The organism is Pantoea sp. WEP (assembly GCF_041678305.1).
Classification (GTDB): Bacteria; Pseudomonadota; Gammaproteobacteria; order Enterobacterales; family Enterobacteriaceae; genus Pantoea; species Pantoea dispersa.
On sequence record NZ_JBGNXB010000002.1, the window covers coordinates 84,794 to 105,840 of the forward strand.

At 57.2% G+C, this 21,047-nt stretch carries 16 protein-coding genes and 1 pseudogene; 13 read left to right on the forward strand and 4 right to left on the reverse strand.

All coding sequences use genetic code 11. The features are described 5' to 3' along the window. Positions 1-122: 122 nt before the first annotated feature. The 5 genes from ABVR31_RS19550 (at position 123) to ABVR31_RS19570 (ending at position 6,619) form a co-directional block, all read left to right on the forward strand. Positions 123-1,049: an aminoimidazole riboside kinase gene (locus ABVR31_RS19550; RefSeq protein WP_058758754.1), complete on the forward strand. Its 927-nt coding sequence runs from the start codon at positions 123-125 to the stop codon at positions 1,047-1,049. Positions 1,050-1,178: 129 nt separating this feature from the next. Next, entirely contained in the window at positions 1,179-2,735 is a 1,557-nt protein-coding gene (locus ABVR31_RS19555) for a carbohydrate porin (protein ID WP_372774173.1), read from the forward strand. 64 nt (positions 2,736-2,799) lie between these two features. Beyond that, complete coding sequence (locus tag ABVR31_RS19560) at positions 2,800-4,170, forward strand: sucrose-specific PTS transporter subunit IIBC (protein ID WP_372774175.1); 1,371 nt, start codon at positions 2,800-2,802, stop codon at positions 4,168-4,170. Next, on the forward strand, positions 4,170-5,579 hold the full coding sequence (locus ABVR31_RS19565; RefSeq protein WP_372774177.1) for a sucrose-6-phosphate hydrolase: 1,410 nt from the start codon (positions 4,170-4,172) through the stop codon (positions 5,577-5,579). Before ABVR31_RS19560 ends, ABVR31_RS19565 begins: the two co-directional genes overlap by 1 nt. Before the next feature lie 29 nt (positions 5,580-5,608). Then, positions 5,609-6,619 (forward strand): substrate-binding domain-containing protein, encoded by a 1,011-nt coding sequence (locus ABVR31_RS19570; RefSeq protein ID WP_127834884.1) that lies wholly within the window; start codon positions 5,609-5,611, stop codon positions 6,617-6,619. A gap of 24 nt (positions 6,620-6,643) precedes the next feature. On the opposite strand, the gene ABVR31_RS19575 is transcribed toward ABVR31_RS19570, so the two are convergent. Then, positions 6,644-7,348, reverse strand: a complete 705-nt coding sequence (locus ABVR31_RS19575; protein ID WP_372774179.1) for an MgtC/SapB family protein — start codon at positions 7,346-7,348, stop codon at positions 6,644-6,646. 387 nt (positions 7,349-7,735) lie between these two features. Between ABVR31_RS19575 and ABVR31_RS19580 the strand changes: the two genes are divergently transcribed. Then, positions 7,736-8,428, forward strand: coding sequence for a hypothetical protein (locus tag ABVR31_RS19580; RefSeq protein WP_372774181.1), 693 nt, complete (start codon positions 7,736-7,738; stop codon positions 8,426-8,428). 350 nt (positions 8,429-8,778) lie between these two features. Here the strand turns inward: ABVR31_RS19580 and ABVR31_RS19585 are convergent, their stop codons facing one another. Both ABVR31_RS19585 and ABVR31_RS19590 read right to left on the reverse strand, forming a co-directional pair. After that, complete coding sequence (locus ABVR31_RS19585) at positions 8,779-9,243, reverse strand: SMI1/KNR4 family protein (protein WP_222952361.1); 465 nt, start codon at positions 9,241-9,243, stop codon at positions 8,779-8,781. A 984-nt stretch (positions 9,244-10,227) separates the two neighbouring features. After that, positions 10,228-11,304, reverse strand: coding sequence for a LacI family DNA-binding transcriptional regulator (locus tag ABVR31_RS19590; protein WP_150059026.1), 1,077 nt, complete (start codon positions 11,302-11,304; stop codon positions 10,228-10,230). A 195-nt stretch (positions 11,305-11,499) separates the two neighbouring features. On the opposite strand from ABVR31_RS19590, the gene ABVR31_RS19595 reads away from it, so the two are divergent. The 7 genes and pseudogenes from ABVR31_RS19595 to ABVR31_RS19625 all read left to right on the forward strand — a co-directional run bounded on the left by ABVR31_RS19595 (position 11,500) and on the right by ABVR31_RS19625 (position 19,263). Continuing rightward, positions 11,500-12,321, forward strand: coding sequence for an ABC transporter substrate-binding protein (locus tag ABVR31_RS19595; protein ID WP_058759175.1), 822 nt, complete (start codon positions 11,500-11,502; stop codon positions 12,319-12,321). Positions 12,322-12,394: 73 nt separating this feature from the next. After that, complete coding sequence (locus ABVR31_RS19600) at positions 12,395-13,201, forward strand: amino acid ABC transporter permease (protein ID WP_021509434.1); 807 nt, start codon at positions 12,395-12,397, stop codon at positions 13,199-13,201. Between the two features lies 1 nt (position 13,202). After that, positions 13,203-13,949 (forward strand): amino acid ABC transporter ATP-binding protein, encoded by a 747-nt coding sequence (locus ABVR31_RS19605; protein WP_058759174.1) that lies wholly within the window; start codon positions 13,203-13,205, stop codon positions 13,947-13,949. Beyond that, complete coding sequence (locus ABVR31_RS19610) at positions 13,949-15,022, forward strand: Gfo/Idh/MocA family oxidoreductase (RefSeq protein ID WP_372774184.1); 1,074 nt, start codon at positions 13,949-13,951, stop codon at positions 15,020-15,022. The genes ABVR31_RS19605 and ABVR31_RS19610 overlap by 1 nt, the downstream gene beginning before the upstream one ends. Positions 15,023-15,055: 33 nt before the next feature. Then, complete coding sequence (locus ABVR31_RS19615) at positions 15,056-16,174, forward strand: FAD-binding oxidoreductase (protein WP_058770162.1); 1,119 nt, start codon at positions 15,056-15,058, stop codon at positions 16,172-16,174. A 271-nt stretch (positions 16,175-16,445) separates the two neighbouring features. Continuing rightward, a complete protein-coding gene (locus tag ABVR31_RS19620; RefSeq protein WP_372774186.1) occupies positions 16,446-17,456 on the forward strand; it encodes a GlxA family transcriptional regulator in 1,011 nt (336 codons plus the stop codon). 158 nt (positions 17,457-17,614) lie between these two features. Beyond that, a pseudogene (locus ABVR31_RS19625) lies at positions 17,615-19,263 on the forward strand (methyl-accepting chemotaxis protein). 91 nt (positions 19,264-19,354) lie between these two features. On the opposite strand, the gene alsS reads toward ABVR31_RS19625, so the two are convergent. After that, positions 19,355-21,034, reverse strand: coding sequence for an acetolactate synthase AlsS (gene alsS, locus ABVR31_RS19630; RefSeq protein ID WP_058759171.1), 1,680 nt, complete (start codon positions 21,032-21,034; stop codon positions 19,355-19,357). Positions 21,035-21,047: the final 13 nt, after the last annotated feature.

Here is a 21,047-nt window from a genome sequence, read left to right on the forward strand (position 1 = left end):
AACCGATCCCAGCAACGGACAAGTCTGAAGCCTGTCTGTCTGTTCACGGTGACAAATACCCGCATTCATGATTAATATGCATGCTTTGCTAAACCGTTTTAGCGATTAAGTGAGACTGAATTATGATGAAACGTATCTGGTGTCTGGGTGATGCCGTAGTGGATTTGCTGCCTGATGACGAGGGCCGTTTGTTGCAGTGTCCCGGTGGCGCGCCCGCCAACGTGGCAGTGGGTATCGCCCGGCTGGCGGGTAACAGCGGATTTATCGGACGGGTGGGCGACGATCCTTTTGGCCAGTTTTTGTGTCAGACCCTGGCGCAGGAAAAGGTGGATGTTTCCCATATGCGCAAAGATGTGCAGCAGCGCACCTCCACGGTGGTCGTGGCCCTGGATGAGCAGGGCGAGCGTACCTTCACTTTCATGGTGCGCCCCAGCGCCGACTTGTTTCTCACGCCAGACGATTTGCCGCGGTTTCAGTGTGGCGAGTGGCTGCACTGCTGTTCGATTGCGTTACTCGCCGAGCCGTCGCGCATGGCGGCATTAACCGCCATGCAGCGTGTGCGTGAGGCGGGCGGTTTTGTCAGCTTCGATCCCAATATCCGTCTTGATTTGTGGTCCGATGCGGCGGAGTTGCTGCAATGCCTCAGTGCGGCCCTGCAACGGGCGGATGTGGTGAAGCTCTCCGTGGAAGAACTGGCCTTTATGACGGACACCGCCGACATTGACAGCGGCATCGCGCAACTGGCGCAGCGCTTCTCCGTTAAATTGTTGTTAGTCACACAGGGCAGCGCTGGCGTGCGTGCTTATTTTGATGGCCGGCAAACTCACTATCCCGCGCGTGCGGTGATCAGCGTGGATACCACCGGTGCCGGCGATGCCTTCGTGGCGGGACTGCTGTGGGAACTGGCGCAGCGGGGTCTGCCGGCGGATGAAGCGCAGCTGGCGGCCTGCCTGCGCACGGCGCAGGCGTGCGGGGCGCTGGCTACCACCGCCAAAGGCGCAATGACCGCGTTACCCAACCATCAACAGCTACAGCAGCACAGTATCTGACCCCGCCGTTTTCCCTGTTTTGCGATGTATCTCACATCCACTAAATCGGTTTAGCAAAATCCATTGCGCTTTAAAAAATGGCACCGCTATGATGCGGTTCCTAAATCGGTTTAGCAAAAAATACATCTGATGATAGCCTTGCCTCAGGGATGCAAAACAGTGAAAAAAAGCATAATCGCTATAACCCTTAGTACCGTGTTAGGCTCAGGCTCAGCCTGGGCGGCAGACGACATGAGCAGTATTGAAGCGCGCCTGGCGGCGATGGAAAAACGACTGGCCGCGGCTGAACAGCGTGCCAGCTTAGCGGAGCAGCGCGCGCAGGCGGCGGAACAGCAGGTGCAAAAGCTGGCTGCGGTGCAGCAGCAGAACCCGACGCCGGTTGCCGTGGCACAGACCGAACCGCGCGCCGCTCAGCCTGTTGCGCCCGCCGCCAGCAGCGAGTCAGAGGGCTTTGAGTTTCATGGCTACGCACGCTCTGGCCTGTTGATGAACAGTTCCGCTGCGAAAACTCAGGGCGGGCCCACCCTCACGCCGGCCGGTGAGACCGGCGGTCACGTCGGGCGGCTCGGCAATGAGCCGGATACCTACGTTGAACTTAACCTCGAACATAAACAAACGCTGGCCAACGGTGCCACCACGCGCTTCAAGGCGATGCTGGCCGACGGACAGCGCACCTACAACGACTGGACTGCCGCCAGCAGCGATCTCAACCTGCGTCAGGCGTTTGTCGAACTGGGGCAGCTACCGACCTTCACCGGTGCGTTCAAAGACTCCACGGTGTGGGCCGGTAAGCGTTTCGACCGGGATAACTTCGACATCCACTGGATCGATTCCGATGTGGTGTTCCTCGCCGGAACCGGGGCCGGTATTTACGACATGAAGTGGGGCGATGACGCCCGCAGCAACCTGTCGATTTATGGCCGCACCTTCGGGGACATCGAAAATAACGACAACACCGCGCAAAACTACATTCTGTCGCTGAATAACTTCGTCGGGCCGCTACAGCTGATGGTGAGCGGCATGCGCGCGAAAGATAACGATCAGCGCACCGATATTGACGGCAACCGCGTGAAAAGTGATGCCGCCAGTGACGGTGTGCACGCCCTGGTCGGATTGCACAACGACAGCTTCTACGGCCTGGGTGAGGGTTCAGCGAAAACCGCGCTGCTGTACGGTCATGGCCTCGGCGCAGAAGTTAAAAGCATTGGTTCCGACGGCGCGCTGTTGCCGCAGGCGGACACCTGGCGGCTCGCCAGCTACGGCATGACGCCGCTGGGCGCGGGCTGGCACATCGCGCCGGCGCTGCTGGCGCAGAGCAGCAAAGACCGCTATGTCAAAGGCGACAGCTATGAGTGGGCCACCGTGAACCTGCGCCTGATTCAGGCATTTACCCAGAACTTTGAGATGCAGTATGAAGGCTCATATCAGTACATGGATTTGCGGCCTGAAGGCTATAACAATCGTCAGGCCGTCAGCGGCAACTTCTACAAGCTCACCGTCGCCCCCACGCTCAAAGCCAGCGATGTGGGCGAATTCCTCAAGCGTCCGGAAATCCGCCTGTTCGCCAGCTGGATGGACTGGGATCATCGTCTGGATAACTACGCCAGCGATGACGCCTTTGGCAGCACCGGCTTTAAGTCCGGCGGCGAGTGGAACTTTGGCGTGCAAATGGAAACCTGGTTCTGATGAAACGGCCCGCGTGCGGGCCGCTTAGCGCATGATGGCATAACAACCAAAAACAGAGGTTACTATGGATTTTGTTACTCTTTCCCGGTCGCTGCTGCCGCTGCTGGGAGGCCGGGAAAATATCGCCAGTGCGGCGCACTGTGCCACACGTTTGCGCCTGGTACTGGTGGATGACGCCAAAGCCGACACCGCCGCGATTGGCAAGCTGGAGGGCGTGAAGGGCTGTTTTCGCAATGCCGGACAGCTGCAGGTGATTTTTGGCACTGGCGTGGTGAATAAAGTGTATGCCGCGTTTATCCGCGAAGCTGGCATCAGTGAAACCAGCAAGTCGGAAGCGGCGGATATCGGTGCGCGCAAGCTCAATCCGTTCCAGCGCATTGCGCGTCTGCTGTCGAACATTTTTGTACCGATCATCCCGGCGATTGTGGCCTCTGGCCTGCTAATGGGACTGCTCGGCATGGTTAAAACCTACGGCTGGGTTAACCCCGACAACGCGCTGTATATCATGCTGGATATGTGCAGCTCGGCGGCCTTTATCATCCTGCCAATCCTGATTGGCTTTACCGCGGCACGTGAGTTTGGCGGTAACCCATTCCTCGGTGCCACGCTCGGCGGCATCCTGACGCATCCGGCGCTCACCAACGCCTGGGGCGTGGCGGCCGGCTTCCATACCATGAACTTTTTCGGTATCGAAGTGGCGATGATCGGCTACCAGGGCACGGTGTTTCCGGTGCTGCTGGCGGTGTGGTTTATGAGCATGCTGGAGAAGCAGCTGCGCCGGGTGATTCCGGACGCGCTGGATCTGATCCTGACGCCGTTCCTGACGGTGATTATCGCCGGCTTCGTTGCGCTGCTGGTGATTGGTCCGGCAGGGCGGATGCTGGGCGACGGTATTTCATTCGTTCTCAGCACGCTGATTGCCCATGCCGGCTGGCTGGCCGGACTGGTGTTTGGCGGGCTTTACTCGGTTATCGTGATCACCGGCGTGCACCACAGCTTCCATGCGATTGAAGCCGGGCTGCTGGGCAATCCGGCGATTGGCGTCAACTTCCTGCTGCCGATTTGGGCGATGGCTAACGTGGCGCAGGGCGGTGCCTGTCTGGCGGTATGGTTCAAAACCAAAGATGTGAAAATCAAAGCCATTTCGCTGCCGTCCGGCTTTTCAGCGCTGCTGGGTATTACCGAGGCGGCGATTTTCGGTATCAACCTGCGCTTTATGAAACCCTTTATCGCCGGCCTGATCGGCGGCGCGCTGGGCGGTGCCTGGGTAGTGTCGGTGCATGTGTATATGACGGCTGTCGGTTTGACCGGTCTGCCGGGCATGGCGATTGTGCAGGCCAGCTCGTTGCTTAATTATGCCATTGGCATGGTGATTGCCTTCAGCAGCGCATTTGTGATCTCTTATCTGCTCAAATACAAAACGGATGCGGAATAATGGCGGCTTCTACATTGTTACCCGATATTTTACAGGCGGTGATGCGCGGTCAGCCGCGCGCGCTGAACGATGCGCATTATCCGGGCTGGCATCTGGCACCCGTCACCGGATTACTTAACGATCCGAACGGCTTTATTCACTTCGCCGGGCGTTACCATCTGTTCTATCAGTGGAATGCGCTGGGCTGTCAGCATCAGCATAAATGCTGGGGCCACTGGAGTTCCGCCGATCTGCTGCACTGGCAGCATGAACCCATAGCGTTAATGCCGGATGAAGAGTATGACCGCAGCGGCTGCTATTCGGGCAGCGCCGTTGATGATAATGGCGCGCTGACCCTGATCTATACCGGCAACGTGAAGTTTGCCGATGGTTCGCGCACCGCCTGGCAGTGTCTGGCGGTGCAGAATGCGCAGGGCGGCTTTGACAAACTCGGGCCGGTGATCGCGCTGCCCGACGGCTATACCGGACACGTGCGCGACCCGAAAGTGTGGCGGCATGGCGAGCACTGGTTCATGGTGCTGGGTGCGCAGGATCAACAAAAGCAGGGCAAAGTATTGCTGCTGCGCTCGGCGGACCTGCGTGAGTGGCACAATCTGGGCGAGATTGCCGGCAGCGGCCTGAACGGGCTGGCGGCAGCCAGTTACATGTGGGAATGCCCGGACATGTTTACCCTCGGCGATAGCACCTTCCTGATTTGCTGTCCGCAGGGGCTTGCCCGGGAACAGCATCGTTTTCTCAATGCACATCCGAGCGCGTGGCTCTCCGGCGATCTTGATTACGCTAACGCCCGCTTTAGCCATGGCGAATTACATGAGCTTGACGCCGGTTTCGAATTTTACGCGCCGCAAACCACGCTAACCGCCGACGGACGCCGGCTGCTGGTGGGCTGGATGGGCGTGCCGGACGGCGAGGAGATGCTGCAGCCCACGGTGGCCAATGGCTGGATCCATCAGATGACCTGCGTGCGCGAACTGGGCACGCGCGATGGCCGGCTGTTCCAGCGTCCGGTCACTGAACTGCAGGCGCTGCGCAGCGCTGAACAGCACTATCAGGGGCCATCCGCCGATGCGCCGGTCATTGATGCGCAGCGGCTGGAGTTACTGCTGAGCGGGCAGGGCGACATCACCCTGAACTTCGCCGACCAGCTACGGCTGGAGTGGCGCGCCGACGGGCTGCGGCTCGCGCGGCGCAGTCTGGCAAACGGCGAGTGGCAGTTCCGTTACTGGCGCGGCGCGGTGAATCAGCTCCAGTTACTGTGCGATCACTCAAGCGTCGAGATTTTCATTAATGAAGGGGAAGGGGTGATGAGCAGCCGCTACTTCCCGGCGCATCCGGCGCAATTAACCCTGACCGGACACGCAGAAGTGACGGCGCGCTACTGGTCGTTGCGGCCGTGCATGGTAGAATAAGTCATTGTTTCCTTAACCGATGCACTGACGTGAGAAAAACCAAACGCGTTACCATAGCGGATATCGCCGCGCTGGCGGGGGTGTCCAAAGCCACCGCCAGCCTGGTGCTGAATGGCCGTGGCAAAGAGTTGCGCGTGGCGAAAGAAACGCGCGAACGGGTATTAACGCTGGCGCGCGAACATCACTACCAGGCCAGTATTCACGCGCGCTCGCTGCGCGATAATCGCAGCCATACGCTGGGTTTAGTGGTACCGGAGATCACCAACCATGGTTTTGCCGTGTTCTCGCACGCGCTGGAAAATCTGTGTCGCGAGGCGGGCTTACAGCTGCTGATCTCCTGCACTGACGAGAACGCCGGGCAGGAGCGGGTGGTGGTGGATAATCTGGTGGCGCGTCAGGTGGATGGGTTGATCGTGGCGTCCAGCATGTTAAGCGACAGTGACTACGTCAAACTGAGCGATCAGCTGCCGATCGTGCTGTTTGACCGCTACGTTAATGATACGCAGTTGCCGCTGGTGATGACCGATTCGGTCACGCCGACTGCCGAGCTGGTGGAACGGCTGGCGCGCGCCAATCCGGATGAAATTTATTTCCTCGGCGGTCAGCCGCGTCTGTCACCCACCAAAGACCGTCTGGCCGGTTTTATGCAGGGCCTTGAGCGGGCAGGTGTGACGCCGCGGCCGGAGTGGATCATTCACGGCAACTATCACCCGAGCAGCGGTTATGAAATGTTTGCCGCACTGTGCGCCCGGCTGGGGCGTCCGCCCAAAGCGATTTTTACCGCCGCCTGCGGTCTGCTGGAAGGGGTGTTGCGCTACATGAGCCAGCATCACCTGCTGCACAGCGACATCCGCGTGGCCAGCTTTGACGACCACTATCTGTATGACTCACTGACTCTGCCGATCGATACCGTCGAGCAGGATGTGCCGCGCCTGGCGCAGGAGTGTTTTTCGCTGCTCACTACCATGATTAACAGCGATGAACCCATCAGCCAGCATACCGTGCTGCCGGCAACGCTGCGGCTGCGCTTTGGCAGGTAGCGCAGCCGCATTGCGTTTGATGAATTAATCGGTTTCTGGTTCACACACCTGCCATCTGACCGAGCTGACACCTTTTTCCAGGCTGATGCGGCTGACCAGATTTTCCAGCTGATCGGTCAGGCTGGGTTTACCCAGCACTTCCGCATTCACCGCCATGCGGTGTGAGGGTTCCAGATCCTCACTGTGCAGGGATTGCAGCCGCAGACCGCTGCCGCCAAGGCTATGCAGCATCAGGCTGCGCACCTGCACCTCATCGGCCGCCAGACAGATGATCTGCACTTTGTAATACTGGCTGGCGTCCTCCGCAGTAATGATGCTCTGCCGATTGATGCCTTGCGCCAGTTCGCGCAGCAGGATATTGGCGCACAGAATTACTACGCAACCGATGCCTGCTTCCAGCAGCAAGCCCATGCTGCATAACACGCCAATCGCCGCGGTGCACCACAGCGTGGCGGCGGTGTTAAGGCCGCGCACATTCAGGCCATCGCGCATGATGACGCCACCGCCGAGGAAGCCAATGCCGGAAACCACATAGGCCGCCACGCGCGTGGCATCTGCGGCAATTCCCGGTACGCTTTGCGTCATCAGCACAAACAAACAGGCACCGGTGCTGACCAGCGCATTGGTGCGCAGCCCGGTCAGGCGCTGGCGCAGCTGGCGCTCGCTGCCAATTAGCGCGCCCAGAATCAGCGCGACCGTGACGCGCAATAAAAAGATTTTCCAATCCATGTCACACCTCACTCCATCACCGCCGGGCAATGGATATGCAGAGTTATAAGAATGGATTACAGCGGGGCCAGACAGAACGCAGGAAAAAGGGGGAGGAAAATCCACCGTCTTAACGCAGGGCTAAGACAGCGATGAGGCTATCTCAGCATCGGCACCGATTGTAATCGTGTGGGACAGGTGTCCAATTGTGTATCCTCATCAGTAAAAATTTCGCCGGCATTGTAGACGCTTTGATGCGCCAGAGCGAAGACAAATCGCGCATCGTTTAAGCGGTGTTGAACAGGCATGAGATAATCACGCGTTTTCATTACAATCAGGCTGGGGTATCTGCTAAAAAACGTTTCATAATTAATTATGTGCGCTCATCCAAATACCTTAAGGTCTGACATGCAACCAATCAGTCTGCAAACCCGGTACCGTTCTGCGAACGAAAACACCATTGCGCTGTGGGCGAAAAATGCAGGCATCGGAAACATCCGTGAAGAGAATTACTACGATCCGGTAAAACTGGCGCTTGCCGCAGGGATAAAGCCGTCAGTTTCCTTACCGGTGTTACGTCTGATTGATGAATTGCAACGACTCACGCTGGCAGATCCGCTTGCTGATACGCTGCCAGCGCAAGGCCTTCATTTTACTTTTTTGCCTCTGACTTTGCCGCTGTATAACGTCAACGAGCCTTTACCAGCGAAAGCGGCGCAACTGACCACGATCTGGCAGGAATTTGCTGCGAAAAAAATCGTTATCCGGGATCTGCGCTTAGTGGCGTTGCCCAGTCAGTTATTGCTTGCGGGTATACCTGATACGCCTGCGATTGCCATGCGTCAGTCATTCTGCGACAAGGTTCTGGATTCAGACTGGAAAAAAGAATTGCTGATGCGGCATGGCAACAGCCCATTGCCGGCACCATTCTGGCACAGCACGTTACTGCGCTACAGCGCTGAGTTTTTACCCGCAGTTTTGCGTCAATTCTTTTATGAACGTCAGGACATCAATTTTGGTGCGGTGGCGGGAGAATTGATGTTGACGAAGACTAACTACAACTGGACAAAGTGTTATCCGTTATTGCCGGCGAGGGTTTAAATATGGTGAGTGCGCCATAACTGGCAGCCTCAGACTAATGGAGCTGTGTGTGGATACTACTGATTTACCTTTCGGGCTAAAGTGCGCATAATCATGATTATGTTAAATAAGATGTCTCGTCAGGTATCGCAGTCCTTCAGTTTCGTCCTTTACGCCTCTTATCCCCACAGCGGCACTGATGATTATTGACTGATACTCTTAACATTCCCGGCTCGATGGCCGGGATTGTATTTGTTGGGTCAAAATAGTGCGTGTAACAGTGAATCTTCCCTTACTCAGCTCTTCACCATTAAGGCTTAAGAATATCATTTCGATCAGTCAGATGTAGCTTAAAGGCAAGCTAACCCCCCCTATTTCAGGTGAGCTTTAATTCGCTTACACAAAAACTCATAGAAGTTGTTCGCATAATGCAGTGAATTCCCAGAGGGTAACCTCTGAAATATTGGACACTCTCCATCTTTAAGTTGCGAGTAGTCAAAATAGAATATTTCACCAAAATCAGTTTCACTCACAACTAGTTGTTTTTCTTTTGCCTTACCATTTTTCACGTCAGTTAAATTCTGATAAACAATATCTCCACCACAGACATCCTTAAAATCTATGCCATAAATACTATATATTTCCTCGCCACCAATTTCGCCGCCAACATACTCCTTTAAAAAAGCTTTATAGGATGGCGTAAATGGAAGACCAAGAGTTTTTTCAGCTCGTTCAATCCACTCACTATCAACGGCATTTTCAGCATTTCCAAAATCTACTAAATCACTATTATTAGCAATAAGCTCCGCAACATCTGATAGCGCAAAATCGCTCATAATTCATTCACCATATCCCGCAGCAATGATCATTATCACATAACTCAATCTCGATAACCATAAAAACAAATTCCTTGATGATAGATTGATATTAGTAAACATTTCGTTCAGACATTTAACATCCTTTCCATTATAGGTTTCGTTAGAAAATGATCTGCAATGAACAAAGAAAAGAAATGTAGAAATAAAGCCAATTGAATTTATGTATAAAGCTGAGGTGTTCTGATTTTTGACGAAGTCAAAGAGGTTACCAAATATCAAGGTGCCTCCAATCGATATGGCTGAGATATTAGATAACCGGCCAGGCTTAAAAAGCATGAAGTCAAAAAAAAGAAATGTGGCTTTTGCTGGTGTTTTCCTGCTTAAACTGGAATGCGCAAAAAGGAAGAAACAAACAATGAATGTTAGCATGGAAATTACTGTTATAGATAAGCTAGTGTAGTAAATATCATTTAGATTCATGACCATAAAACTTCTGTTAAGAACTCCCTTTAAAATGAATACTACGGAATTTGATGCGACTAATCTCAGGAGATGATCCCACACCAATGAGAGACTAATCATTCCAACATTTTTCGTTATGTCTCACACCTGATGGAGGAAGAAATCATTGCATCAATTACTGCGTTCTACCGCGTTTCTTACCGGTGCCGCTGATTCTTAATTATCCAGGTGCGCATGAATGCGCACCCTACGAGATATAGCACAATTTAGTGTTTCTCCGGTGTGCATGAATGCGCACCTTGCGAGGCATCGCACAACTGAATGTGTCACCGGTGCGCATCAATGCGCACCCTGCGAGATATCGCACAACTGAATGTGTCACCGGTGTGCATGAATGCGCACCCTGCGAGGCATCGCACAATTTACTTTTTCTCTGGCGCGTTTTAAGAAACAAAACCGCGCCGTTTTCTGTAGGAGCGCCCTTCATGGCGACCAAAAAAAGCAGGGTGAAATTCCATAAGCCCGCCGCCGCACATTGTATCACCGGGCCGACGGGTTTTCCCCCACCGAACCGCGCACCACCATCCAGCTGTCAAACGCGGGTAAGGCGCCGGCGGATTGCTGGCGGATGTGGCAAATCAACCGGCGCGCGGCTTCGCGCCCCATTTCATACACCGGCTGGGCGACCACGGTCAGCGGCGGTGACATCAGCTCGGTCCAGGGAAAATCGTCGTACATCACAAAAGAGATATCTTCGGGTACGCGCAGGCCGCGTTTGGCCAGACCGCGCAGGATGCCCATCGCAATCAGGTTATCGGAGGCAATCAGCGCGCTGGGCGGTTCGGCGAGCGCCAGCAGTTCAGTCAGGATCTGCTCAATGATGGCTTCGCTGAGCGCATTAAGCCGAATCAGCGCCGGATCCAGTTCCTTACCCGCGGCCCGGTAGGCATCAATCATTCCGCTAACACGTTGCGCCACCGGTGTGGGGCCCAGCGTGATTGACGGCGAATACGGTGCAGCGCTGCGCATGCTGGAGAGATAAGCAATTCGCTGATGCCCGGCCGCCAGTAACAGCTCCGTCGCCTGTTTGGCCACTGCGACAAAGTTCGCCTGGATAGTCTCCACCTCCATCCCCTGCACTGCCCGGTCGAACATCATTAATGAACGCCCTTCTGCCAGCACCTGGCGAAGATGCTCGTTATCCTCAAACAATGAGCTGCACGGCGCGACGATGATGCCATCGACGCGCTTATCCAGCATTACGCGCACGGCTTCCCGTTCCTCGTCCAGCGTTTCATCGCTGTTACTCAGCAGCAGGTGAAAGCCCGCCTGGCGCGCAACATCCGCCATACCGCGCAGCGCGAGGCCAAAGTGCGGGTTTTCAATGTCGCCGACAATCACCCCGATAGTATTGGAGCGGCCAGTGTTCATGCTGCGCGCCAGCTCGTTCGGTCGGTATCCCAGCGCTTCAGCAGCCTGATTCACCCGCGTCTGCACGTCTTCACTGACGGAACCATACCCGCCCAGCGCGCGTGCCGCCTGAGCTTTGGAAACATTGGCGGCGCGGGCGACGTCGGCAACGGTCGGACCGCGTGAACGAGCATTTTCATTGGTCATAATTATTTCGAATCACAAGTTGATAACAACATAATTGACGCTGCTGATAGCGTGTGCTTAATATCAGTATATCCGAATGAGACCGGTCTCACAACCAGAGCCGGTTTCATTTTGCCCCGCGTTGAGACCGGTCTCAATAACAATAAACCGGCTCGGCGAACTCTGAAGTTTCACCTGCACAGACGGAAGAGCCTTATGACATCGCACAAACGTTTCAATCACCTGACCGCCGCCCTGTTCGGCACGGCAATGCTGGTTTCCGCCAGCTGGAGCGCCCATGCCGCCAGCGACAGTAATCCCTGGGGTTTGATCGAACCCGGTCATCTCCGCGTTGCCAGCCTTGGCGACGCGAAGCCCTACACCTTCACCGATAAAAACGGCAACTTCACCGGCTTTGACGTCGAATTCTTCAAAAATGTGGCGCATCGCATGGGCATCGATCAGGTGGATTTTATCGGTCAGGACTTCTCCGCCATTCTGCCGGCGGTGGCAAATGGCCAGTATGATGCCGGCGTCGCCGCGATTGGCATCACCCCGCTGCGCGAAAAAACCGTCGATTTCTCCACCGGCTATCTTGCGGGCTATCTGACGGTGCTGACCCGCAGCGATTCTGGGGTGAAAAACGTTGAAACCCTGGCGCATAAACGGCTGGGGGTGATTCAGGGCACGCTGCAGGAGAACTATGCGCTGCAGCACTTCAAACAGACCGATCTGGTGCGTTTCCCCGATAACAACGCAGCAGTGTCCGCGCTGAATAACGGCACGCTGGATGCCATGTTCCTCGATTACGAAGCCGCCAAAGATTATGCCACCCGCTTCAAGCTGGTCACGGCGGCGAACATCCCTTCATTTGACGCGCCTGCGGGTGTCGCCATCGCCAAAGGCAAGCCCGAGTTCAAAGCAGCGCTGGATAAAGCCATCAAAGCGGCGATGCAGGATGGGACCTGGAAACAGCTGTACCAGAAGTGGTTCCCGGGTTCGCCAATGCCGCAACAATATCTGCCCGGCGGCCAATAACCCTGCGCATCGTTATGCGTGAGACTGCATCCGGTGACGGCGCATGTCCGTCACCCGCAACCGAGAATCGGCTATGGATCTGATCACTATTCTTTCCCGTACGTTTTTTGATATTCCATCAATGATGGATGTCCTGCCACAGCTGCTGGCAACCGGACTGGTCAACACCATCATTATCTCCGTGGCGGCCACCGTGCTGGGCACGTTATTCGGCCTGATCCTGGCGCTGATGGGCATCTCGCCCTCGCGCTGGCTGCGTGTGCCCGCGCGGCTGTATACCGATCTGTTTCGCGGCTTGCCTTCCATCCTCACCATTCTGTTGATTGGTCAGGGTCTGGCGCGTTTCAGCTATCAGCTATTTGGCCCGACGCCGTATCCGCTCGGCATTTTTGCCCTGAGCCTGATTGCCAGCGCCTACATGGGCGAGATTTTCCGCTCCGGTATCCAGAGCGTGGAACAGGGGCAGATGGAAGCCTGCCGGGCGCTGGGAATGAGCTATGGCCGGGCGATGCGCCTGGTGATCATTCCGCAGGGCATCCGCCGCGTGTTGCCTGCGATAGTCAATCAGTTCATCGCCATCATCAAAGACTCCTCGCTGGTTTATCTGCTGGGCCTGATGACCGGTCAGCGTGAGCTGTTCCGCGTCGGTCAGGATGCCGCCGTGCTGAGCGGCAACCTGTCACCCCTGATGCTGGCCGGGCTGTTCTATCTGGTGATCACCGTGCCGCTCACCCACGCCGTGAACTACATCGACGTCCGCTACCGTACCGGACGTCGCCGCGCCACCGCGCCACAAAGCGGCCTGAAGGAGCTCGATGAAGTGCAGCAAAAGCGCAACGTGGTTCCGGCGGTCTCCCTTACCAGCGAGCGAGGACACTAATATGACCATGCCATCTGCATTTCACGGTGCCAGTCTCGAGCTGCGCAATCTCACACTGGCGTACGGCCCGATTGAGGTGCTGCGCAATGTGTCGCTGAGCATCGAACCGGGCACCACCACCTGCATCATCGGTCCCTCGGGATCGGGAAAATCCACCTTGCTGCGCGGCATTAATCGCCTGCATGAGCCGAAGAACGGCGATGTCTTACTGGCCGGGCGTTCTGTCCTGAAGGACAAGCCCGATGCGCTGCGGCTGAGAATTGGCATGGTGTTTCAGCATTTCAACCTGTTTCCCGATCACAGCGCGCTGGAAAACGTGGCGCTGGCACCGTGGAAAGTAAAAGGCCGTCCGAAAGCCGAAGCACTGGAGATTGCCCGTCAGCGGCTGGCCGAAGTGGGCCTTGCTCAGCGAGCCGATCACCGTCCGCGCGATCTCTCCGGAGGTCAGCAGCAGCGCGTGGCAATAGCGCGCGCGCTGGCGATGGAGCCGGAAGTGATGCTGTTCGATGAAGCCACCTCGGCACTCGATCCTGAGCTGGTGAAAGGCGTTCTGACGCTAATGGCCGATTTGTGCCAGCGCGGCATGACCATGGTTGTCGTGACTCATGAGATGGGCTTTGCCCGGCGCGTGGCCGACCAGGTGGTGTTTATGGATGAAGGCGAAATCGTGGAAGCCGGCACGCCGGAACAAATCTTTGACCGTCCGCAATCCGCGCGCCTGCAGCGTTTTCTGTCGGAGGTGCTGTGATGACACATTTTCAGGTTAGCGGCCCAATCCGCACGGCCCTGGTGGGGTTTGGCGTCGCCGGCAGCGTGTTTCATGCGCCGCTGCTTGCCCATAACGCTGACTACCGTCTCGACGTCATCGTCACTGGCGATGCCCAACGCGTAGCGACCGCGCAGCAACGTTACCCTCAGGCGCGCGTGCTGCCGGACTGGCCAGCGCTGCTCAAGGCCATTGATGGCGGCGAGATCGGCATCGATCTCATCGTGCTGGCCACGCCGCCGGCGCAACACGCGGAGCAGGCTGTACAGGCCAGCCAGCGCGCGATCCATCTGGTGGTGGATAAACCGTTCGCACCGGACGTGCAGGCGGCAGAAATGATGATCGCCGCCGCGCAGCAGGCCAATACCTTGCTCACCGTGTTTCATAACCGACGCTGGGACGGCGATTTTCTGACGTTGCAGCGCCTGGTGCACCAGGAAGCCTTCGGCACCGTAAGGAGTTTTGAGTCGCGTTTCGAATGGTGGCGACCGCAGGGATTCGGCAACTGGCGTGACAGCGTCACGCTGGCACAGGGCGGTGGTTTATTGCTGGATCTCGGCAGCCATCTGATTGACCAGGCCATCCAGCTCTTTGGCCCGGTAGAACACGCCACGGCAGAGCTGGCGCGCCATTCCGGCCCGCAATCCGACAGTGACGAGGACTGTTTTGTCTCATTGCTGCACCACAACGGCGTGCGCTCGCGGCTGTGGATGAATGGCCAGGCGGCACTGAATGCGCCGCGCTTTCACCTGCTGGGCAGTAAAGGCGCCTTCACCCACTGGGGGCTGGACAATCAGGAGCCGCAGCTGGCGGCTGGCATGTCACCCGGCGACAGCCAGTACGGCGTGACGCCGGCAGAAAACTCTGCCCGGGCCGGCACGGTCGGGGCAACCACAACGGTGCCGATTGAACGTGGTCACTACCCCGCTTTCTATCAGCTGTTAGCTCACGCGCTGGTACATGGCGGGCCGCCGCCGGTTGATGCGCGTGAAGCGCTCGGCGTTTTACAGCTTATTGAGCAGCTCCATCAGCAGCATCGCGTACGTATTGCCTGAAGGGCGAACATTTTTTAACAGAAGGAATGAATGATGTCTGACAAAACCGTGGCAAAAACCGTCATCGTGCTGGGTGGCGGCATCCTCGGCGTCTCAACCGCCTGGCAGCTGGCGCAGGCGGGCGCGCAGGTCACACTGGTGACGGAAGCGGCACTCTGCTCCGGCGCCACCGGCCGATCCCTCTCCTGGCTCAACTCCGCGGGCGAGCGTTCGCAGCCTTACCATGCGCTGCGCATGGCGGGCATTGACCGCTATCGCACGCTGTTTGCTCGCCATCCGCAGCTCGACTGGCTGCGCTTCGACGGCGCGATTTACTGGGCCGCAGACGATGACGCGGGCACCAAAGCGCGCCATCACTATGAAAAAGCGCAGGGCTACGACTCAAAGCTGATCAATCGCGCCACGGTCGGTGATGTCGATGCACAGGTGAATCCGGCCAGCCTGAGTCAGGTGGCGATTGCCAACCCCGGTGAAGGCTGGGTCAGCCTGCCGCACCTGGTTGAGCATCTGGTTCAGGCATTGCGCGCGCTGGGCGGAGAGATCGTTGAGCACGCCGGTAAAGCCAGCGTGATCACCAAAGACGGCCGGGCCAGCGGCATTCGCAGCGAAAAGCGCGGTGAGCTGCTGGCCGATCGCGTGCTGGTAGCGTGTGGCCCGTGGACGCCGGAAGTGGTTGCCCCGCTCGGCGTGCACATCCCCAACGGTTCTCCGGTCTCTATGCTGGTGACCAGCCAACCCGGCGATCACCGGCTGCAGGTGGTAATGAATACGCCGCGCGCGGCGGTCCGGCCTAATCCCGGCAACACCATCGCCGTCGATCATGACTGGTATGAAGAGCACATCGTCGCGCAGGCCGACGGGCAGTACAGCATTGATACCGCAGTCATTAACCAGCTGATGGCGGAAGCGGGTAACCTGATCGCTGACGGCGCGCCGCTGAAAGCCAGCAGCTGGAAAATCGGTCTCAAGCCGATTCCCGGCGATGGCGAACCGGTGGTCGGTGAGCTGCAGCAGGTTCCCGGCTGTTTTGTTGTCTTCACCCATTCCGGCGCCACGCTGGCGTTGATCCTCGGTGAGATACTGACGCAGGAGATGCTCACCGGCGTTAAACACCCGATGCTGGCGACCTTCCGCCCGGAAAGATTCAGCTAACGTCAGCACCAGCGCCACGAAGAAAGTGGCGCTGGCTACACGCCCTGTTGTCTGTCACACACCGCGACTTTGCCCAATCCCATCGCCTCATCCCTGCGCCCTTTTCGCCTCCCTGCTGGTCTGATATCCGCGTATTGCCGGTTTCTTTTCCGATGACAACCGCCAGGGCCAGATAAACTAAGAGTCCGCTATTGAGGCCACAAAGCTTCAGCGGCGGAAAATGTCACATTTTTCACGCAAATCACGACAATCTGAACACAGGAAAACCCATATGCGTATCGCCATACTCGCCCTGGAAGGCAGCGTACTGTCCGCCGTTGCCGGAATGACCGACCTTTTCTGGATAACCAACAAAGCGATTGCCTCTTCCCCCGTGCACGCCGCACGCTTTCCCGATAAAGCTTTTGAAACGCTGATTGTCAGCGCCAACGGTGACCCGGTGTGGGATACGGAAGGCCGCCTGATTCACATCGACAGCTCATTTCAGGGAGCCGGTGCGGTTGATGTGGTGATTGCGCCCGGCATGTTGCTGGGGCCCGACCTGCAACCGATCAACCTTGACAGTATCCGTCAGGCTGCTGGCTGGTTTAACAAACTCTATCAGCAGGGTGTCTGGGTGGCTGCTGCGGGCACCGGTGGCGTGATCCTTGGCGAGGCGGGTTTGCTGAATGACCGTTCCTTTACCACCACCTGGTGGGTCAGCCATATGTTGCAGGCGCACTATCCGCAGGCGCGACTGGCGAAAGGCAAGACGCTGGAGGAAGACGATCGCGTCATTACCAGCGGCGGCTGTTTTTCGTGGATATCGCTGGCCCTGTATATCATTGAAAAAAGCGCCGGCAAGGCGGTGGCGGATCTCACCCGGGAGATGTCGCTGGCCGATAACCCTGTGCTGCACACCCACCTTCCCGGCTCGCCGGGTACGGGGAAAAGCAGCACGCCGTTTCTGGTGCGGGCGCAGGAGATCATCCGCATGGAAAATCCCGCCATCAATGCCGCGCAGCTGGCAACCGCACTCAACGTTACCGGGCGCACCCTGCAGCGCAGAATGAAAGCCCTGTCGCAGGAAACGCCAAAAGAGTTTATTACCCGCATCCGCATTGAACTGGCCTGTACCATTCTGGCCAGCACCGACGTCAGCGTGCGTCAGACCGCCTTGCAGTGCGGTTACAGCGAAGATACCGCCTTTCGTAAAGCTTTCCATCAGGTGATGGCGATGACGCCGGCCCAGTATCGTGAGTGGATAGCACACCGTAAGGCGCGGGTAATTAGCGCAAAATAATACGCCACGCATTTTGAAAGTTATTTAATTACTTCAAAATTAATGATCCTGAAAAGTTAATTTATTCATAATTTTTGAAATAACCTTTTGTGAGGTCCTGCCGATGTACGGTGGGTTGTCGCTTTATTCCTTTTAACTTTTTACCAGGTAACAATATGATGAATATTACTCAAAGACTTACCCTGGCTTTCATTTTACTCTCAGCTTCACTGGTGGTGACGGGCATTATTTCTGTGCGACTGTTAGGCGGTTTTCAGGAGCGCTTTGAATATGTTCAGGTCAATGCGATTCCCTCTATTCGCGATCTGTCCGAACTGATTGATCGCAGCAATAAACTGTCGCTCTCCCTGTATAAACATCAAAGCCAGACTGACAATGCGCGCATGCCGCCGGTCGAGAAAGAGATCGCCCAGCGCCTGGCCGACATTAAAACGCTGGCAGAATATTATTTAGCCAATGATATCTCCAGCGACGAAGATAAGCAGATGACCATTAAAGGCCTGGCGACGCTGCGCGTGGTTGAATCACGGTTGCCGGCGTTTCTTGCTGCTTCGCATGCTCATCAGGATGACGTCACGCTCGGCATGCTGGAAGCCAGAACGGTATTGGCGGCGCCATCAGCCAGTTAAAAAATGATTATCGCCAGCAGATGGCGCTTAATTTGTCGCTTGGTGACGGCTTGCGCGTGGTCAACCAGGAGATTTATCACCGCACATTCTGGGGATTGAGTGCCGGGGTCGCGGTGACACTGCTGTTACTGGGTACGCTCACCGCGTTAACCCTGATGCGCATTCGTCAGAGCCTGAAAGCGATTGGTCAGGTGATGGATCACGTTGGCAGCAGCCTTGATCTGAGCGTCACCGCCGATGACAGCAAAAAAGACGAGGTCGGCAATATGGCCCGCGCCTTTAACCAGCTGCTTGACCGGGTTGGCAGCGCGCTGGCGCAGGTCAGTACCGCTTCTCACGCCGTCAGTTCGGCGTCGGCACAAATCGCCGCCGGCAACGAAGATCTCTCCTCGCGGACGGAACAGCAGGCCGCCTCGCTGGAACAGACGGCGGCCAGTATGGCGGAATTGAGCGAAACCGTGCGTCAGACGGCCGACAATACCCGCCAGGCTAATCGTCTGGCCGGTAACGCGACAGAACTTTCAGACGCCAGCGCGGTATCGCTGGGCAATATGCTCAACACCATGGCGGAGATCCGCTCCAGCTCGAAAAAAATCACCGAAATTGTCACGCTGATCGAAGGCATTGCCTTCCAGACCAATATTCTGGCACTGAATGCTGCCGTCGAAGCGGCGCGCGCCGGCGAACACGGAAAGGGCTTTGCGGTGGTCGCGGGTGAAGTACGCAATCTCTCGCAGCGTTCGACGCAGGCGGCCAGGGAGATCAAACAGCTGATTGATACCTCCTACAGCCTGGTGGAATCGGGTGCGGTACAGGCCGAAGCGGTGGAAGAGAACATGACAGGACTGAAAACCGCGTTCCGTCAGGTGAATGACCTGGTAAGCGAAATCGCTGCCGCCGCCGAAGAGCAAAACACCGGCATCTCGCAGGTGCACCTGGCGATTAATCAGATGGATGATGTCACGCAGCAGAATGCGGCGCTGGTAGAGGAGGCTTCTGCCGCATCGGCGTCATTGCAGGATCAGGCGCAAACCCTGTCCGGCCTGGTGAATCAGTTTTCACTGGCCGGGTCCGCGCGACCTGCTGAGCGCCCGAAAACGGTCTCCGCGCTGAAACGTCCGGCTGCTGTACCCGTAGCCGCCGGGCACGGCATGGACGCGGACTGGCAGAGCTTTTAACCCCATCCGGCAAGCCAGGCGCTAAATAGCGCATTATTCCGGATCGCCGTGACGTTGACGGCCGGTCCGGACTGGCTCGGGTGACAGCCGATCAAAGCAGCTGGCTGAGGTGCAGCTGCCCCATCAACAGCGGGTTATCGCTGTAATCTACCGGGATGGCGACCACAGCCGGTCCTTCCACCTCCATCGCCCGCCGCAACGTGGGTTCCAGTTCAGCGGCGCTGTTCACCGAAAATCCTGCGGCACCAAACGCCTGCGCGTAAGCTTTGAAATCCACCGGCCCAAAGTTCACGCCGGACACGCGCTGGTATTTCTTCTCTTCCTGAATCGCCACCATGTTATAGCCATTGTCGACCCAGATGATGTGCAGAATATTGGCCTTTAACCTGACGGCGGTTTCCAGCTCCATGCTGGATTGCAGAAAGCCGCCGTCGCCCGACACCGAAACCACTTTACGGGACGGATCGACCAGCCAGGCGCCAATCGCCCACGGCAGCGCCACGCCCATGGTTTGCTGCCCGTTGGAAATCATGATTTGCCGTGCCCGGAAGCTGTAGAGGTAACGGGCAATCCAGATATGAAAACTGCCCATGTCGACCGTCAGGCTGACGTCACTGTTAATGATGTCCTGCATCGCCCGGACGATACGCAGCGGATGCAGGGCGAACTGATCGAGGCTGGCACCCTGCATCGCCAGCAGCTGACGCTGTTGCTGACGATCCTGCAGAATGGTGGCGGCAGCGTCGCTGAGCTGCAGCGGCGACGCGATTTGCGCGGCGATTTTGCGCACTGTCCCGGCGATATCGCCCACCAGCTCGGCGTCGGGTTGATAGTGGTTATCGGTCTCGGCGGGCAGCACGTCGATGTGCACCAGCAAGGCATTGCTGCTGTTCCACATGGCCGGTTCATACTCGACCGGGCTGTAACCAATGGTGATAATCAAATCCGCCTGCTGGAGCAGGCGGTCACCGGCCTGATTGTTAAACAGGCCAACCCGTCCGGCAAAGCGTGAGAAGTGCTCCTGCCGCACCGCGCCCGCCGCCTGATAGGTGCTGGTCACCGGAATACGGCTTTTGCTCAGCAGTTCATGAATCGCCGCGCTGTTCTCCGGCTGGCTGGCCATCAGGCCCAGCAGAATCACCGGATTTTTCGCCCGCGCAATCTCGCGGCTTACGGCATTCACCAGCGCGTCGGGCGCAGCGCCCAGCGTGATGTGTCCTGAACGCTGTAACAGGCTGCCTGACACCGGCTGGTCAACAATGTCCTGAGGCAGACTGAGGAACGATGCGCCGCCGCGCCCGTTTTCGGCATGGCGAAACGCGTTCGATACGCACTCCGCGAGCGCCGAGGCATCAGTGACTTCTACGGCAAATTTGGTCACCGGGCGAAACATCGCCACCGTGTCCATACTTTGATGCACCTGTTTGGCACTGTCGGAGCGCTTAACCGCCCCGCCGATCGCCACCACCGGATCGCCTTCGCTGGTGGCGGTGGCCATGCCGGTCACCAGGTTTGAGCAGCCGGGCCCGGAAGTCACCAGCGCTACGCCGGCGTGGCCGGTCAGACGACCCATTGCCGCGGCCATAAACGCCGCGTTAGCCTCATGACGCACCGGAATCAGCTGAATGGAAGAATCCACCAGCGAATCAAACACCTTGTCGATTTTGGCACCGGGAATGCCAAAAATATGGTTTACGCCCTGCGCTTCCAGCTGAGCGACAACCAGGTCTGCGCCACTGTTCCACAGCGTCTGGGTTTTAAGCTGTTTCATGATCACCTCTGCG